Below are 16,681 nucleotides of genomic sequence, written 5' to 3'. Positions count from 1 at the left end.
CGTATCTATCCTTTCAACGGAAAAGCAAACATATTGCCCATTCAATTTAAATCGTTATCTTTGCCGAGACTTCCTTTCCAAGGTGGGTTACGGAACGGACGGGGTCGTAAAGTGTCAAAAAACGTGTACCGTCCGCTCTTCTCCAGCCCTTTTTATATTCATTTCTTCCTTTTTCTTAATAGCCACTTTCGGATACTAAATATACTTTCACATGAGAAATCGGGCAATCTACGGAACCGCTTCCCAAACAATCAATTGATACGTGCCCCTCACCCGACGCCAAAGCCTCTATGTTTTCCAACATCAGGCTGTCCAGGTTTTCGCGTTCAGCACCCAATTGAAAGGAAGCGGCTACTGCCACTAAAAATAAAAACATAAATAGAATTTTCTTTTTCATTGTTTTCCACATTTATTATTTGTTTTGAATAATGGGGTAAAGTTAATGGAAAACAAAAGTCATATCCAAATTTACATCCTGACAATATCTGACAATCAAGCAAGAAAAGAAATTGTCAGAAATTGTCAGGCAATGTCAGATAATGTCAGGATGTTATTCTGATGGTATTTTTTCCGATGAAATGGGGATTTTCAATAGATAAGCGGAAATCTTACGTTCTATTGTACAAACTGAAATCTTCGACAGGCAGTCGCGCAATCTTTTTATACTTTGATACAACTTATCCAGAGTACCACTACCATCCGGCCACAATAAATGCAGGATTTCATCCTTGGAAAGTCTATTATCTTCAGCATCCCAAAAACGCATTCACGCTTCATATTGTCAAATAGCGATAAAAAACGAGAATGGGATTACTTTCCTCTGATTTGCTATCCAACAAATCCTCCAGACGCTTATCTTGGACATCTTCCTTGACAACATCAAATGGAGTAATGGCACCCACGAATAGACCGTCACAAACAGCCATAGGCAAGGGAAATCTTCCGCCAAGTCCTAAATCATCAACAATCATATCACTTTTAACATTAACTGTTCTATTCTCTTTTTTATCCCGGATTGATAAATACAAATCTCTCTTTATATAATACTTCACAACCAACATTTGATTGGTTTCATACACATAAAGAAGTCTAATCCAATCATTCTCACCTGTCAATATTTCCTTCATCACATCTCCTGAAGTATCATGTTTTTGGAACAATTCCAAAGGAGGGAATTTCTGTTTTCCCCAAGAGAATTCATAACAAGCATCAAAAGAATTCCCGCTCAATTCATATACCTGATTGCTGAAGTAAGGATAAACCCTCAAACTCTCATTAAACATATAAAAATTAGCAGGACAACCATGAAGTATTTTCCCCGTTAGCGGAGCGTCATAAAATGTACGGACTACGTCCCCTTTTTCATTAGCCACAACAAACTGTTTACCAGAAAAGACATCATTTTGCCTCAAAGGATAATAATATATATACATTCCTGAATCTTGCATTGCAGCAAAAGACAACGGTGAAGGCGCGGGAAGCGTTACATCACCGATATATTTCAAATCAGTCAAGCGATATTTCAACAACCTATTCAACTGTCTATCCAAAATCAGAACATGCCCATGCTTGTCAATCCAAAAAGAATGAGGAGATATAAACTCTCCCGGTCCATTTCCATGACCTTCTAACTTCATAACAAATTTTCCATCCATGCCAAACACATTAAATGTATTCATCTTGTTATCAAGTATGTATATGCGATTGCCACAGATTTCTATTTGACCGATATTACCCACTAATGAATTTTCCGAGGATTCCAATGCAACATAAGAACATACCGAAATCAACTCTGCAGCATTTACCGATTTCAAATTTCCAAAATCAATAACCTCTGCGGCTGTACTACTCACTACATTAGGTCTACTACAACCCATCAATAAACATATAAGGCCTGCAAAATAAATGCAAATAAGCGATTTTATCATCTTCAACATTAAATTTACATGAATAGGAAGGACGATGATAGCTTAACAATGTATGAAAAGCTATCATCTCATTTCTTACATTACAATTCAGGAAAAACTATATTTTTTCAACACGTCTCATTTCCTGTTTTAGTACAATTATATCCATCCCCTTCAGGGCGATAGTAACGTTCCCACACTTTGCTATTATAATCAGATTCCCCACTTGCCAACGCCTCCACATTAGCCAGCATCAAATCCGACATTGCTTCTGTTCTCTGATTCATATAAACTCCATATCCTGCCACAGCTGCAAATACGGCAACAAATGCAACTTTCATAATCTTCTTTCTCATTGTTTTTCTACTTTCAAATTTATTCTTTTTAATTCTTATCTATTTCCGTATCTATCCTTTCAACGGAAGAAGCAAACATATTGCCCGTTCAATTTAAATCGTTATCTTTGCCGAAACCTCCTTTCCGGGGTGGGGTACGGAACGGACGGGTTCGTAAAGTGGCAACAAAACGTCTACCGTCCGCTCTTCTCCAGCCCTTTTCATATTCATATTCCTTTTTTCCTAATAACCTCCTTCTTGTACTAAATACACTTTCACATGGGAACTCGGACAATCCACGGAACCAAGGCCAAAACAACTGATATTTACGTGCCCCTCACCTGATGCCAAAGCTTCTATGTTTTCCAACATCAGGCTATCCAGGTTTTCGTGTTCAACACTCCATTGAAAGGAAGCGGCTACTGCCGCCAAAAATAAAGCAATAAATAGAATTTTCTTTTTCATTGTTTTCCACATTTAGTATTTATTTTGAATGATAGGATAAAGTTAATGGAAAACAAAAGTCATATCCAAATTTCCGGCCTTACAATGTCTTATATTCGGGAAAGAACAAGGAATATAAGAAATTATAAGATTGTGAGTAGGATACTATTCTCCGGCATTCCCCTCGATGAAATAGGGGATTTTCAACTGATAAGTAAAATTTCCACGCTCAATGGTACAACAGGAGACCAGCGACAGACAGTCGCGCAATCTTCTTATAGACTGATACATTTTATTCGAGCCACCACTACCATCCGGCCACAATAAATGCAGGATCTCATCATTGGACAACTTATAATCTTCAGCATCCAAAAAACCTTGCAGCAACCGGGCAAGCAGTGGAGTCAAATTTACAACATCATCACCCCTCTTCAGCAAGCGGGAAGCAGCATCAAAATATACACCTGCTTCCAACTGACAAATACGTGAAGGATTCCCGTGACCGGCAACCACCGGAACTTCCTTTTCTACCACGATGTGCTTTTCCTTGACGAATAAACGATGATAGACTTTACTCACATACTCCTGTATAAAAAACAAGAGTATGCAGGAAGCCACCAAAACTGCCAACAAAACCTTGTCTTTCCGGGAAAGAACCATCCAACAGGAATGATAAAGGTAGCCGGTCATGCCGACTTCACATCGAAGTCCTAAATAATAAGTGAACAAGCTATCCGATTCCGACAAATAAAGGGAATCTTCGGAGTAAGTATAAGACTCGTGCTCTTGCCAGTCGGACACAGAAATGCGCATAGCCGTTGTTCCGGGAAATCCCATCGCAGCCAACCGGTTATTCCAGAACAGATTCAATGAATCGGCACTCAGAGGAGAGACATGCAGGAGATAAGAATGGGCTCCTCTCGTATCACGAGACCGTTCCATATTACGGGCGTGTTTCTCATAAGGAACCCAAAATTCTTTCTGGCCATATTCGCTTGTCAGCAAAAGCTTGATTGGTTCCTTCTTAATGTCAGTAGAGTCATCCGGCAATCGAAAGCCACCTGACAGATGAAGATACATAGGAATACCCTTCCATTTCTGCGTCTCTTCCTGCAAAGCCGAACGGAAGGCATCACGCGCCTGTGTCTGCCAGTATTCCAGCCGGTACTGATACAAAAAACAGCCGGTGAATCCCGCCGCCACAATGCCTATAAACGCGTATATCAATAGCAGCAGCCAATATTCTTTTTTCATGGTCGGTTCATGGATAAACTGTTTTCGGTCAAAAAGTTAAGCATTTATTCCTAATCCTTTAAAAAACAGCAAGCATGAATTTCACACTCCTCCCAAGAAAAAAAGTACCCGCATCCGGGAAGCAAAAGCCACACTTCCGACAGCATAGGCAACGGGACTTACCCTCTAAAACTCCAACTGAAGTATATTTAACTCAAGTTTACTCCCCTATTCCTTGTCTATTAGGATTTTAATTCTTTACTTTGCAACAGGCTGTATATAGCCGAACAGTATTGAACCGCGAATTAAAAAAACAGAACCATGTCCAACTATATCCGTTTTGACTGGGCCATGAAACGGCTGCTGCGCGACAAAGCAAACTTTGCCGTGCTCGAAGGGCTCATGACAACACTGCTGAAAGAGAAAATAACCATCAAGCGGCTGCTGGAGAGCGAAAGCAACCAGGAAAGCGAGTATGACAAGTACAACCGGGTGGACTTGCTGGCAGAAGACGAGAAGGGGGAACTGATTCTCTTCGAGATACAGAACAACAACGAATATGCCTACTTCCAAAGGATGCTGTTCGGAACTTCCAAGCTGGTGACCGAGTACATCAACCGGGGGGAAGGATACGAGAAAATCAGAAAGATATACAGCATAAACATCGTTTACTTCGCACTGGGAAGCGGTACGGACTTTGTCTATCAAGGGAAAACGGAGTTCCGAGGAATGCACAACAACGAGCTACTGCAGCTCTCGCCTTTCCAAAGGCAGACGTTCAAGGTCAGCGAAGTGAGCCAACTCTACCCCGAATACTACATCCTGAAGGTGAACGACTTCAACCGATGGTCAAAAGTACCCCTCGAGCAATGGATCTACTTCCTGAACACCGGCGAAATCCCCGAAGATGCGACCGCCCCGGGCCTGCCCGAAGCCAGGGAACGCCTGAAGCTGGACAAATTGAAAAAAGATGAGCTCAAAGCTTATTACAGGCACCTGGACAATGTAGTGATTCTGAGAGACAATATCAATACAGAACGTGCCGAAGGAAGAGAAGAAGGGAGAGCCGTGGGAAGGAAAGAAGGAAAAGAAGAAGGAAAACGAGAAATGGCCTTGAGAATGAAAGCGGAAGGCATTCCTGTTGATGTCATTGCGCGATGCAGTGGATTGAAAGTAGAGGAAATCAATAAACTATAAAACCGGTTTCATCGGAAAAGTCGATGAAGAGGGCGATACTCTATGACAGGTTCGTCCTTGTTCACATCCGTAGCAAGGATGATGCCTTGCTGCTCATCCACAGAGATGCCATTAACAAAATGGTCGAGCACATAGCTACAGAGCGGTTCGCCCTTCAAGCTAAACACATAAATGTATTGACCGCCATCCACATGGATGCCTTGCCGGGCATTCTGTGCCATCTCCTTGAAAGAACGTCCGTGGAACACGGCATAGATGGCGCTGTCTGTTACCTGAACATCGCTGAATCCCATGATGCCGGTAGGGATGCCATAGCCCTGGGAAATTTTGAACTCCGGCTCACCGTGAGGACCAATGCACACTGTGCGGGTGCTGTCTTTCAGATGATAGATTTCGAGCACCTCGCCAAGCTGTGTCACCGCTGCCAAGACACCGTTACGAGAATTGTAATCGATGAAGCTGCGCCATGCCTGCGCCAGTGCCGGACGGGCATTCTTTAAAGCGTCCTCGTTGGAAGAAGGGATTCCACCCAGTTTATGCAACAGACTGCCCTGCCGGTTCACCAGACAGAAGCGACTGTCGCCCGAATAGTCGGGAATGATGAAAGTGGAATCATCCATCGCCACAAAGTCCAGGGCGCGGAGAATATCCTTATCTAGGTTCACCGATTCCTGACGCGACAATGAATCACCGGATAGGGCACAACCAAACCGAATCAATTCGGACTTATTGGAATCGAGAATCCACAAACCATCGCCGCTCCATCGGACATTTTCAGCGGAAAGTTGCTCGCCGGGAGCTTCGCCACGCCTGCCGAAAGAGGAAAGGGGGCAGAAAGCTGGATAGCTGAAAGCATGGCAGAAACAGTCCTCGCCATGCAAATCGAGCACAACTGCCCGGTCTCCCTGCACACGAATGCGGAAAGGATAACGGAATAGGGCGGTATCCAGCGGAAGCGTTCTTCCCTTCAGCTCCAATGTACGGGGAAAGTCCGTATAAGACAATACTTCATTACGGGGAGCAGAGGTACATGCAGCCAAAGCTACAGACAGAAAGAACAGGCCGATGAGGTTCCGCATAGCTATTATCTTTTGAAAGGAAGTTACTGCCGTCACCAAAAACAGAGTCATAAATAACATTTTCTTTTTCATTGTTTTTTCACATTTAGAGTCCGTTTAATTTTATTCAGTATTCGTCCCCCCCAAAAAACAACCATGGTGACTAATAGAAAGGCGCATTGGCAGTAAGACTTGAGTCAAGCTGTCAATGCGCCTTTCTATTAGTCATCAGCTATCTGCTTACTTCAGCAAGCTTTCCGCATCCAGATGCTCCGCCTCAATATCTTTAAAATAGCGGTAAGTACCCACTTTCAATTCATCGGTAGCAGCGTCATCAGCAACAATGATTCCCTTTTCGTGCATCTGCAACGCGCTGATAGTCCACATCTGCATCACAGGTCCCTCGACTGCATGATAGAGGGCACGTGCCTTGTTGTGTCCGTTTACGATAATCATCACCTCGCGGGCGCTGAGCACAGTACCCACACCGACGGTCAGGGCAGTCTTGGGTACCTTGTTCACGTCATTGTCGAAGAAACGGGAATTGGCAATGATGGTATCGGTAGTCAATGTCTTCTGACGGGTGCGTGACGAAAGAGAAGAACCCGGCTCGTTGAAAGCGATATGTCCGTCGGGGCCGATACCGCCCATGAAAAGGTCGATGCCACCGTAGGACTTGATTTTCTCTTCATAGCGTGCACACTCGGCATCCAGATCAGCAGCGTTGCCGTTCAGGATATTGGTGTTCTCCGGCTTGATGTCTATATGGCTGAAGAAGTTGTTCCACATGAAGGAATAGTAGCTTTCGGGATGTTCCTTGGGCAAACCTACATACTCGTCCATATTGAAAGTCACTACGTTCTGGAAAGACACGATGCCTTTTTTGTTCAGGTCGATAAGTTCCTTGTACATGCCCAGCGGAGAAGAGCCGGTGGGACATCCCAACACAAACGGTTTTTCAGGTGTCGGATTAGCGGCCTTAATCTTGGCAGCTACATAATGTGCCGCCCACTTTGACACGGATTGATAATCCGGTTGAATGATTAGTCTCATTGTGATTGTTTTATTAGGTTAATAAATTAGGGGTAACTCTCTATTTAAATTTTTGTCACTTCCTATCCTTCTTCAAACGCTCCGCCATGGCACGTGCCAGATTTTCGCATTGTTCGTAAGTAATGTCCTTCATGGCCTGCTTCATCTCTACCGGGTCGCCCACAATCTCGAACTTGCTCTTTTCGGCAAACTCGTTCATACGCTTCACGGCAGCACCCGCCCAGCAGAAGGAGCCGAAGTATCCCAGATAACGTCCCTTCACTTCGCGTACCAGAATTTTGGAAAGCAAGGATTCTATCTCAGGATAAATCTGGTTGCTGTATGTGGGACTGCCAATAATAAGTCCGCGATACTTGAAGATATCGGCAATGATATAAGAAGGATTGCTCTTGCTCACATTGTGCATCACGATGTTCTTGATGCCTTGTGCTGAAAGTTCCGCCGCAATGGCTTCCGCCATCTGTTCCGTGTTGCCGTACATGGAGCCGTAAACAATGACCACACCTTCGTCAGCGGCGTAGCGGCTCAGCTTGTCGTAGATGCCGATAACCTTGGATATATTTTCTGTCCATACCGGCCCGTGCGTAGAGCAAATGGTGGAGATGGGCAGACCGCCCAGCTTGGCCAGCGCTTTCTGCACCGGAGAACCATATTTACCCACGATGTTGGAATAATAACGTACCATTTCCTCCCAATATCTGTCCAGATTGATGCGCGTATCGAGGAAACCTCCGTCCACAGTGCCGAAACAGCCGAAACCGTCACCAGCGAAAAGGACTCCTTCCGTTTCGTCAAAAGTCATCATCGTTTCGGGCCAGTGCACCATCGGAGTCATATAGAAACGGAGTTTATGATGCCCCAAAGCCAGAAAATCCTCGTCCTTCACCATATACTGCTCGCCCGTCACGCCATAAAAACCTTCAATCATGCCGAAAGTCTGCTTGTTGCCCACGATGACGATGTCCGGATAATGCTGCTTTATCAGACGGATGGAACCCGAATGGTCCGGCTCCATATGATTGATGATAAGATATTGAATGGGACGCTCACCAATGATGCTCTTTATTTTGCGTAGGTATACCTCGAAATAGCAGGCGTCTACCGTATCGACCAGGGCGACCGTTTCATCGTCTATCAAGTAAGAGTTGTAGGAAACTCCATACGGTAACGGCCACATGCCTTCGAACAAATGCTTATTGCGGTCATTCACTCCCACATAGTGGATTTTTCCCTTTATCATTGTTTTTGGGTTCATAACTATTCTTTATTTAGATTGATTCCACATTTAAAGTTGCGGCAAAAATAATTCTTTTTTCTCACATTTCATACTTCTTTCCCTGATATGCACCGAGTTCTTTCATTCTTTTTTGAACCCGGTGATTAAATTCATAATTTTTCAATCCCCAGTCGGGTGCAATGAGCAGATCCTTAGGAGACTGGGAGACGAAGCGCTCCAGCACCAAGTCCGGCCGCAAATGCTCGACATAGTCTATCACGAGATCGATATATTCCTCCACATTAAACAGATGGAAATCTTCGGGATGCTGCCGATACTCCAGAGCCATACGGGTGTCCCTTATCAGTTGTAGCTGATGCATCTTCAAGGTAGTGAGTGGCAGACGGGACAACACACTGGCTTGTGCAACGATACTTTCATGCGTCTCGCCCGGCAGTCCAAGGATGACATGTCCACCGGTCAGGATTCCACGCGAAGCGGTTCTTTCCACCGCATCAGCGGTAGCACAGAAAGTATGTCCGCGATTGATTCGGCAGAGCGTCTTGTCGTCGGTACTCTCTATGCCGTACTCCACTAAAAGGAATGTATGTCGGTTCATCTCTTCCAGATAGTTCAGCAAGCTGTCAGGCATACAGTCCGGACGGGTGCCGATAACCAACCCCACCACTCCATCTGCCGACAAGGCCTCCTCGTATTTCCGCTTCAGGTCTTCCAGCTCACCATACGTATTGGTATAAGCCTGGAAATAAGCGAGATACTTCATACCGGGATATTTGTGTGCAAAGAACTGCTTGCCCTCTTCCAGCTGGCGGGTAATGGATTTCTCCGTACGGCAATAATCGGGGTTGAAGGTCTGGTTGTTACAATAGGTGCAACCGCCGACTCCTTTGTTTCCATCCCGGTTGGGGCACGTAAAACCGGCATTCAGCGATATTTTCTGTACCTTATAGGAAAAATATCGTTTCAGAAAAAGAGGGAACTCATTATAGAGCGTAGATTTGGTTTCCATACATATTCCTTATGTAAATGGCAAATATAGGATTTTTCCGTGGGATGAACCTGCAAAAACAAGAATAGTTTCCACCCGATTTGTTAACGAACATAAAACAAAGTGTTTTCATCTGTTCTAATTCACCACGATATGGCTGGCATCACGACCGTTGCTGTATATCAAAGCAAGGTCAAGTGCTTGTAACGAAAGACATTCAGAAGCAGGACAGACTTTTTCTTTTTCAGAAAGAATAAAATTAGCCCGCTGTTTCGATAAGTCCTCCCTTTGTCGTATATTTGTTCCCCAGAACAAATATGGAAACGGATAAGCATAAAACAGATATATGAAACAGATAAGCATCGTACTTCTCCTCTGCCTCTGTACGCTGGCAGGTTTCGCCCAAAGTGGCAAGGCTCTTGATTTGAAAGAAATCGTATCGGGCAAGTTCATTCCGAAGAACATTTCCGGCGTTATCCCCATCCCGGGAGACGGAGAACACTATTCGCAGATGAACGCGGCAAGAACACAAATCATCAAATACTCCTTCAAGACGGGAAAACCCGTGGAAGTACTGTTTGATGCCGCCACCGCACGCGAATGCACATTCAAGACATTTGACAGCTACAGCTTTGCTCCGGACGGAAGCAAGCTGCTCATTGCCACCGAAACAACTCCTATCTACCGTCATTCCTATACGGCTGTGCATTACATCTACAGCCTAAAGCGCAATCTGGACGGTAAAATCAACAATATTGTGGAAAAGCTTTCGGACGGCGGCCCTCAGCAAGTGCCCGTATTTTCACCGGACGGCAATCAGGTGGCTTTTGTACGCGACAACAACATCTTCCTTGTAAAACTGCTCTACGGCAACAGCGAAAGCCAGGTGACAGAAGACGGAAAACAGAACGAGGTGCTGAACGGCATCCCCGACTGGGTTTACGAAGAGGAGTTCTCCTTCAACCGTGCGCTGGAATTCAGTGCCGACAGCCAGATGCTGGCTTTCATCCGCTTCGACGAGAAAGATGTTCCCTCCTATTCTTTCCCTCTTTTTGCCGGACAAGCTCCCCATTTTACACCTTTCGAGAAGTATCCGGGAGAATACACCTATAAATATCCTAAAACGGGAGAAGTAAATTCAAAGGTATCCGTACATACCTTCGACATCAAGTCAAAAGTGACCCGCAAGATAAACGTGCCGGTAGATGCAGACGGATATATCCCCCGCATCCGATTTACTCAAGACCCCAACAAGCTTGCCGTCATGACTCTGAACCGCCATCAGAACCGGTTCGACCTATACTTTGCCAATCCTCGCAGCACAGTAGCCAAACTAGCTCTGCGTGATGAAAGCGATACCTATATCCGCGAAAATGTATTCGACAACATAGTCTTCTATCCGGAAAATTTCAGCTTTGTCAGCGAAAAGAGCGGATACAACCATCTGTACTGGTATAGCATAGGAGGCAATCTGCTGAAACAAGTGACAACCGGACAATATGAAGTGCAGGAGTTCCTGGGTTACAACCCCGAAGAAGGAAGTTTCTACTTCAGCAGCAACGAGGAAAGCCCCATGCGCAGTGCCATCTACAAGATTGACCGGAAAGGCAAAAAGACCAAGCTATCGTCACAAGCCGGAACAAACAGTGCGCAGTTCAGTGCGAACATGAAGTACTACATGAACCGTTATTCTAATCTGGACACACCGACCGTCATTACACTGAACGACAATACAGGCAAGACTCTTGCCACCCTAATGGACAATGCGGCATTGAAGCAGGAAATCAGCAGCTATGACATGCCCCGGAAGGAATTCTTTACTTTCCAGACTTCCGAAGGCACCACATTGAATGGCTGGATGATGAAACCAGCCGACTTCTCTGCCGGCAAGAAATATCCGGTACTGATGTACCAGTACAGTGGTCCCGGTTCGCAGCAAGTGCTTGACAAGTTCAGTGTAAGCTGGGAAACCTACATGGCATCACAAGGCTATATTGTAGTCTGCGTAGACGGACGTGGCACTGGAGGACGTGGTGCCGAATTCGCCAAATGCACCTATCTGAACCTGGGTATCAAGGAAGCCAAAGACCAAGTGGAAACCGCCCTCTACATGGGCAACCAGCCATACGTGGACAAAAACCGCATCGGTATCTGGGGATGGAGTTTCGGTGGATATACTACCATCATGAGCATGAGTGAAGGAACACCGGTGTTCAAGGCCGGAGCAGCCGTGGCTGCCGTTACCGACTGGAACTACTACGACACAGTCTACGGTGAACGGTTTATGCGCACTCCTAAGGAGAACGCCGAAGGCTATAAGACCACTTCCGCCTTTACCCGTGCCGACAAGCTGCACGGCAACCTGCTGCTGGTACACGGCATGGCAGATGACAATGTACATTTCCAGAACTGTGCCGAATATGCCGAACAACTGGTACAGCTCGGCAAACAGTTCGATATGCAGGTATACACCAACCGTAACCACAGTATCTACGGAGGAAATACCCGGTTACATCTGTACACACGGTTGACTAACTTCTTTAATAAAGAGCTAAAATAAATTTAATTGAGGAATGACGAATTCTTCATTCATCATTCCTCATTCATCATCCTTCATTAAACCAACATGAGAGTACGCAAACCGGAATGGCTCAAAATAAGCATCGGTGCCAACGAGCGTTATACCGAGACCAAACGCATTGTTGAATCACATTGCCTCCATACCATCTGCAGCAGCGGCCGTTGCCCTAATATGGGAGAATGTTGGGGGAAAGGCACCGCAACCTTCATGATTGGAGGAAATATCTGTACCCGCAGTTGCAAATTCTGCAATACGGCAAGCGGCAAGCCCTTGCCGCTAGATGCCGACGAACCCACACACGTGGCAGAATCCATTGCCTTGATGAAACTCTCCCATGCGGTCGTCACTTCTGTAGACCGTGACGACCTGCCTGACTTAGGTGCATCGCACTGGGTACGTACCATCCGGGAAATCAAACGGCTCAATCCGAACACCACCGTCGAAGTACTGATTCCCGACTTCCAGGGGAGAAAGGAGCTCGTGGCACAAGTCATCGATGCACAACCGGAAATCATTTCGCACAACATGGAGACTGTCCGCCGCATCAGCCCTCTCGTACGCAGTGCCGCCAAGTATGAGACAAGCTTGGAAGTGTTACGGCAGATTGCAGAAAGCAATACTACCACCAAGTCCGGCATTATGGTAGGGCTGGGCGAGGCTCCGGAAGAAGTGGAAGAACTGATGGACGACCTTCGCCAGGTGGGCTGCCACATACTGACCATAGGCCAATACCTGCAACCCACACACAAACATTATCCGGTAGCCGAATATATTACTCCCGAACAATTTGCACTCTACAAAAAGAGAGGATTGGAAAAAGGGTTTCAGCAAGTGGAAAGCGCTCCATTGGTACGCTCCTCTTATCATGCGGAAAAACAGATTCATTTTATACAAAAAAAGAAGTAAAATAGAAAACATTTAAACCTGCCAGTTGTTATGATGTAAACGACAAAATCATAATACGGATAATGAGCCATCAAAGAATTTTATCATCAAGATTCAATATGTCACTGGGATTCATCCCAGTTATAATATCCATCATATTATGCGAGTTTATAACGCAGGACATGTCCATCTACATCGGTGCAGGCGCAGGACTTTTATCTAGCATCCATTCAATAAGGCATAGAGAGACGCATGTTCCGCAAATCATACTTTACTGTACTACAGGAATGTTACTGCTATTGTCGGCAACAAGCCTATTCCTCGTAAACTACTGTCCCCGTTTCATGCTTCCGTTCACGCTGGAAATCAGCGCCATCATCCCCCCGTTCATCATCTACCTCAATAAGAGAAGGTTTCTGGACTACCACATGTCTCAGACACATAAATGCTGTAAGCAGCTTTTTGCACAAGGGGCAGAAGCCGCCATCGTATCCGCACGCGTAATTCTTATCATAAGCTTGCTGCATTTTCTGATTATCTTCCTGGCGATTCTGATTAGTTACCCTTTGGGAGACACTACCCGCCACATTCTGTTTTATGTGGCACCTCCCCTCGTCTTTATATCAGGCATTCTGTTCAACCAGTTCGGCATCTTCTACTTCAATATGGTGATGAACCACACGGTTTTCGTACCGATAGTGAACACCAAAGGAGATGTCACGGGGAAAGCCATCGCCTCAGAAACCATCAACCGGAAAAACGACTATATCAATCCGGTCATCAGGATTGCCGTTGCCTCACACGGCATGCTGTTTCTCCTCCCTCGCCCCCAATGCAACGTTTTCGAGAAAAACAAAATCGACTTGCTGATAGAGGGATACCTGATATACGGAGAAACACTGGAACAGGGTGCACACAGAATATTACGGCAAACGCTTCCCACCGCTCCATTAGATTATCTGCACTTCAACCTCATGTATCATTTTGAGAATGAAGCCACCAACCGTCTGGTCTATCTCTTCACGCTCGACCTGAAGGATGACTCCATCCTATGCAATAAGAATTTCAAGGGTGGAAAGCTATGGACGTTCCGGCAAATTGGACACAACCTGGGACGAAACTTCTTCAGCAGTTGCCTGGAATATGAATTCGAGCATCTGGAAGCTATTATTTATACAAGAGAAAAATACAAGGAATCTTAGAAAGGTCGGGGGTCTTGCCCTGCCACTCCCTCACTGTCTTGGTTTTGATATACTCCCCTTCACAAGTAATGTTCGCTGCAATGCAGAGCTTGGTCTGCGGACGGCAGTTATGAAGAATATCCTCTATCATCTTATTATTGCGATAAGGCGTTTCAATGAAAAGCTGAGTCTGATGTTCATTGTAGGCGCGCTGTTCCAGCATTTTCAGCTTTTTGGCACGCTCTGCCGGTTCAATGGGAAGATAACCGTGGAAGGCAAAGCTCTGTCCGTTGAAGCCGGAACCCATGACAGAGAGGATAATGGAAGAGGGTCCCACCAAGGGGACCACTCTCAAGTTTTTACGTTGTGCAATAGCCACTACGTCTGCGCCCGGGTCGGCCACGGCCGGACAACCGGCTTCGGAGATTACGCCCATCGGCTGCCCCTCCACCAACGGCTTCAGATAGCCGGAGATGTCTTCGGGTGACGTGTGTTTGTTCAACGTATAGAATGTCAGCGCATCAATATCCATTCCCTTGTCCACCTTTTTCAGAAATCGGCGTGCCGAGCGCACATCCTCCACAATGAAATGGCGGATTCCCAGTATTATCTCCTTATTATAAGGCGGCAACACCGTTTCAATAGGCGTATCGCCCAGGGTGACTGGCAAAAGATAAAGTGCGAGTTCCATTAGCCGTAGATGATATTTCCGTTTTCATCCTTATACTCATCCAAGCCCTTTTCATAGGTAGCCATGGCGCGAAGACTCATACCTACGCTGGAGAAGCCTCCATCATGGAACAAGTTCTGCATGGTGACCTTGCGGGTGAGGTCGGAGAACATCACGATACAGTAGTCTGCACACTCGTCGGCAGAAGCATTGCCAAGGGGAGACATGCGGTTGGCGAAGTCGAACAACTTGTCCATGCCCTTCACACCGGAACCGGCAGTGGTCATCGTAGGAGACTGGGAGATGGTGTTGACACGAACATGGTGTTCGCGTCCGTAGATGTAGCCGAAGCTGCGGGCAATGGATTCCAGCAGCGCCTTGGCATCTGCCATATCATTGTAACCGTAGAACGTACGTTGCGCAGCCACATAACTCAGAGCCAGAACTGAGCCGTAGTCGGCAATGGCGTTGAGTTTCTTGGCTGCTTGTATCATCTTGTGGAAAGAGACAGCGGAAATATCCAGTGTCTTTTCCAACATATCGTAATCCAAATCATCATATGTACGTTTCTTACGCACATTGGGAGACATACCAATGGAGTGCAGCACGAAGTCAACCGGGCCGCCCAATACTTCCATAGAACGTTTGAATACATTTTCCAAATCTTCTACACTTGTAGCATCTGCAGGAATCACCTCGCAATTCAGTTTCTCCGAAAGAGCCGACACTTCACCCATACGCACGGCAACCGGCGTATTCGACAAAGTGATTGTTGCACCTTCTTCTACTGCTTTTTCTGCTACTTTCCAGGCAATGGACTGCTCATTCAGAGCACCGAAAATAATGCCTCTTTTTCCTTTCAACAAATTGTAACTCATACCTATTTTTAGTAAAATTCGGCTGCAAAGATAGGAAGTTTTTGCATAAAAAGCCCGAAAGTGTGCAAAGAAAAGGAAAGAACGACAAAAAATACCACTGCAAAACTACTGCAACGCTTGTGCAGTGTCACTGCAAAGCAGTTGCAGTAATGCTGCAAAGCAGTTGCAGTCACGCTGCAAACCTATTTGCAGTAACGCTGCAACCTATTTGCAGTACTACTGCAAAAAGCATACAGCAGGAATGCAGTAATAATACACTGATTATCAATCAAGAACTTCCTATCCTGCAAATACCTGATGAAAACCGGAACTGCATTTGAACATGAGCGCAAAAAGCCCTATATTTGCAGCAAACTAAAAATAGAGAAAGCAATGAAGAAGTTGATTATATTTGACCTGGACGGAACTTTACTGAACACAATAGCCGATTTGGCACAAAGCACAAACCATGCCTTGCAAGCGCTCGGCTATCCCACTCACCCGGAATCGGCCTATAACTTCATGGTTGGTAACGGAATCAACAAACTGTTCGAGCGCGCCCTTCCGGAAGGGGAAAAGAGCGAAGAAAACGTCTTGCGCGTCCGCAAGGAGTTTGTGCCTTATTATGACGTGCACAATGCTGATAAAAGCCGCCCTTACCCCGGCATCCCCGAACTGCTGGAACAGTTGCAGGAGAAAGGGATGATATTGGCAGTGGCTTCCAACAAATATCAATCGGCTACCGCGAAACTGATTTCACATTATTTTCCCCGCATACGTTTTACCGCCGTCTTCGGACAGCGGGAAGGGGTCAACGTGAAGCCCGACCCAACAGTGGTGCATGACATTCTGGACATCACCCGGATATCCCGTGAAGACGTGCTATATGTGGGAGACTCCGGAGTGGATATGCAGACGGCCGCCAATGCCGGAGTCACCGCCTGCGGAGTCACCTGGGGATTCCGTCCCCGCACAGAACTGGAAGAGTTTCATCCGGCACATATCGTAGACAATGCTACGGACATTGCCGTTATCGCCTCTCTTTGAGAGGGCAC

General features: G+C 45.9%; 16 protein-coding genes. 5 read left to right on the top strand and 11 right to left on the bottom strand.

Annotated features, from left to right (window positions below; translation table 11 throughout):
• Positions 1-175: 175 nt before the first annotated feature.
• The 5 genes from HU824_RS11810 to HU824_RS11790 all read right to left on the bottom strand — a co-directional run bounded on the left by HU824_RS11810 (position 176) and on the right by HU824_RS11790 (position 3,940).
• Complete coding sequence (locus tag HU824_RS11810; protein WP_176468952.1) at positions 176-397, bottom strand: NVEALA domain-containing protein; 222 nt, start codon at positions 395-397, stop codon at positions 176-178.
• Positions 398-773: 376 nt separating this feature from the next.
• Complete coding sequence (locus HU824_RS11805; protein ID WP_217994197.1) at positions 774-1,853, bottom strand: 6-bladed beta-propeller; 1,080 nt, start codon at positions 1,851-1,853, stop codon at positions 774-776.
• 182 nt (positions 1,854-2,035) lie between these two features.
• On the bottom strand, positions 2,036-2,263 hold the full coding sequence (locus tag HU824_RS11800; protein ID WP_136009908.1) for an NVEALA domain-containing protein: 228 nt from the start codon (positions 2,261-2,263) through the stop codon (positions 2,036-2,038).
• Between the two features lie 222 nt (positions 2,264-2,485).
• Entirely contained in the window at positions 2,486-2,707 is a 222-nt protein-coding gene (locus HU824_RS11795; protein WP_136009907.1) for an NVEALA domain-containing protein, read from the bottom strand.
• A 144-nt stretch (positions 2,708-2,851) separates the two neighbouring features.
• Positions 2,852-3,940, bottom strand: a complete 1,089-nt coding sequence (locus tag HU824_RS11790) for a helix-turn-helix domain-containing protein (protein ID WP_176468951.1) — start codon at positions 3,938-3,940, stop codon at positions 2,852-2,854.
• 300 nt (positions 3,941-4,240) lie between these two features.
• Between HU824_RS11790 and HU824_RS11785 the strand changes: the two genes are divergently transcribed.
• Positions 4,241-5,116: an Rpn family recombination-promoting nuclease/putative transposase gene (locus HU824_RS11785; RefSeq protein WP_176468950.1), complete on the top strand. Its 876-nt coding sequence runs from the start codon at positions 4,241-4,243 to the stop codon at positions 5,114-5,116.
• Positions 5,117-5,124: 8 nt separating this feature from the next.
• Here HU824_RS11785 and HU824_RS11780 read toward each other — a convergent pair whose 3' ends face one another.
• The 4 genes from HU824_RS11780 to HU824_RS11765 all read right to left on the bottom strand — a co-directional run bounded on the left by HU824_RS11780 (position 5,125) and on the right by HU824_RS11765 (position 9,473).
• Positions 5,125-6,195: a BF3164 family lipoprotein gene (locus HU824_RS11780; RefSeq protein WP_176468964.1), complete on the bottom strand. Its 1,071-nt coding sequence runs from the start codon at positions 6,193-6,195 to the stop codon at positions 5,125-5,127.
• A gap of 219 nt (positions 6,196-6,414) precedes the next feature.
• On the bottom strand, positions 6,415-7,227 hold the full coding sequence (nagB, locus tag HU824_RS11775; RefSeq protein ID WP_136009904.1) for a glucosamine-6-phosphate deaminase: 813 nt from the start codon (positions 7,225-7,227) through the stop codon (positions 6,415-6,417).
• 55 nt (positions 7,228-7,282) lie between these two features.
• Positions 7,283-8,482 carry an FprA family A-type flavoprotein gene (locus tag HU824_RS11770; protein WP_136009903.1) on the bottom strand — a complete coding sequence of 400 codons (1,200 nt, stop codon included), beginning with the start codon at positions 8,480-8,482 and terminating at the stop codon, positions 7,283-7,285.
• Between the two features lie 61 nt (positions 8,483-8,543).
• Positions 8,544-9,473 (bottom strand): TIGR01212 family radical SAM protein, encoded by a 930-nt coding sequence (locus tag HU824_RS11765; RefSeq protein WP_136009902.1) that lies wholly within the window; start codon positions 9,471-9,473, stop codon positions 8,544-8,546.
• A 325-nt stretch (positions 9,474-9,798) separates the two neighbouring features.
• On the opposite strand from HU824_RS11765, the gene HU824_RS11760 reads away from it, so the two are divergent.
• The 3 genes from HU824_RS11760 (at position 9,799) to HU824_RS11750 (ending at position 14,120) form a co-directional block, all read left to right on the top strand.
• Positions 9,799-12,012 (top strand): S9 family peptidase, encoded by a 2,214-nt coding sequence (locus tag HU824_RS11760; protein ID WP_136009901.1) that lies wholly within the window; start codon positions 9,799-9,801, stop codon positions 12,010-12,012.
• A 66-nt stretch (positions 12,013-12,078) separates the two neighbouring features.
• Positions 12,079-12,939 carry a lipoyl synthase gene (gene lipA, locus HU824_RS11755; RefSeq protein ID WP_176468949.1) on the top strand — a complete coding sequence of 287 codons (861 nt, stop codon included), beginning with the start codon at positions 12,079-12,081 and terminating at the stop codon, positions 12,937-12,939.
• A 62-nt stretch (positions 12,940-13,001) separates the two neighbouring features.
• Entirely contained in the window at positions 13,002-14,120 is a 1,119-nt protein-coding gene (locus HU824_RS11750) for a hypothetical protein (RefSeq protein ID WP_136009899.1), read from the top strand.
• On the opposite strand, the gene HU824_RS11745 is transcribed toward HU824_RS11750, so the two are convergent.
• Both HU824_RS11745 and HU824_RS11740 read right to left on the bottom strand, forming a co-directional pair.
• Positions 14,086-14,790 carry an SAM-dependent methyltransferase gene (locus tag HU824_RS11745; RefSeq protein ID WP_136009898.1) on the bottom strand — a complete coding sequence of 235 codons (705 nt, stop codon included), beginning with the start codon at positions 14,788-14,790 and terminating at the stop codon, positions 14,086-14,088. The two genes, HU824_RS11750 and HU824_RS11745, sit on opposite strands and share 35 nt — an antisense overlap.
• The gene (locus HU824_RS11740) at positions 14,790-15,647 is read right to left on the bottom strand and encodes an enoyl-ACP reductase (RefSeq protein WP_136009897.1); all 858 of its coding nucleotides are present in this window, start codon (positions 15,645-15,647) and stop codon (positions 14,790-14,792) included. The genes HU824_RS11745 and HU824_RS11740 overlap by 1 nt, the downstream gene beginning before the upstream one ends.
• A gap of 372 nt (positions 15,648-16,019) precedes the next feature.
• Between HU824_RS11740 and HU824_RS11735 the strand changes: the two genes are divergently transcribed.
• Positions 16,020-16,673 carry an HAD family hydrolase gene (locus HU824_RS11735; protein ID WP_176468948.1) on the top strand — a complete coding sequence of 218 codons (654 nt, stop codon included), beginning with the start codon at positions 16,020-16,022 and terminating at the stop codon, positions 16,671-16,673.
• Positions 16,674-16,681: the final 8 nt, after the last annotated feature.

The sequence above is a fragment of the Bacteroides sp. L10-4 genome (assembly GCF_013373675.1).
GTDB lineage: Bacteria > Bacteroidota > Bacteroidia > Bacteroidales > Bacteroidaceae > Bacteroides > Bacteroides muris.
The sequence above is the reverse complement of the archived record's forward strand: the minus strand, read 5'-3'. Positions and strand labels throughout refer to the sequence as shown.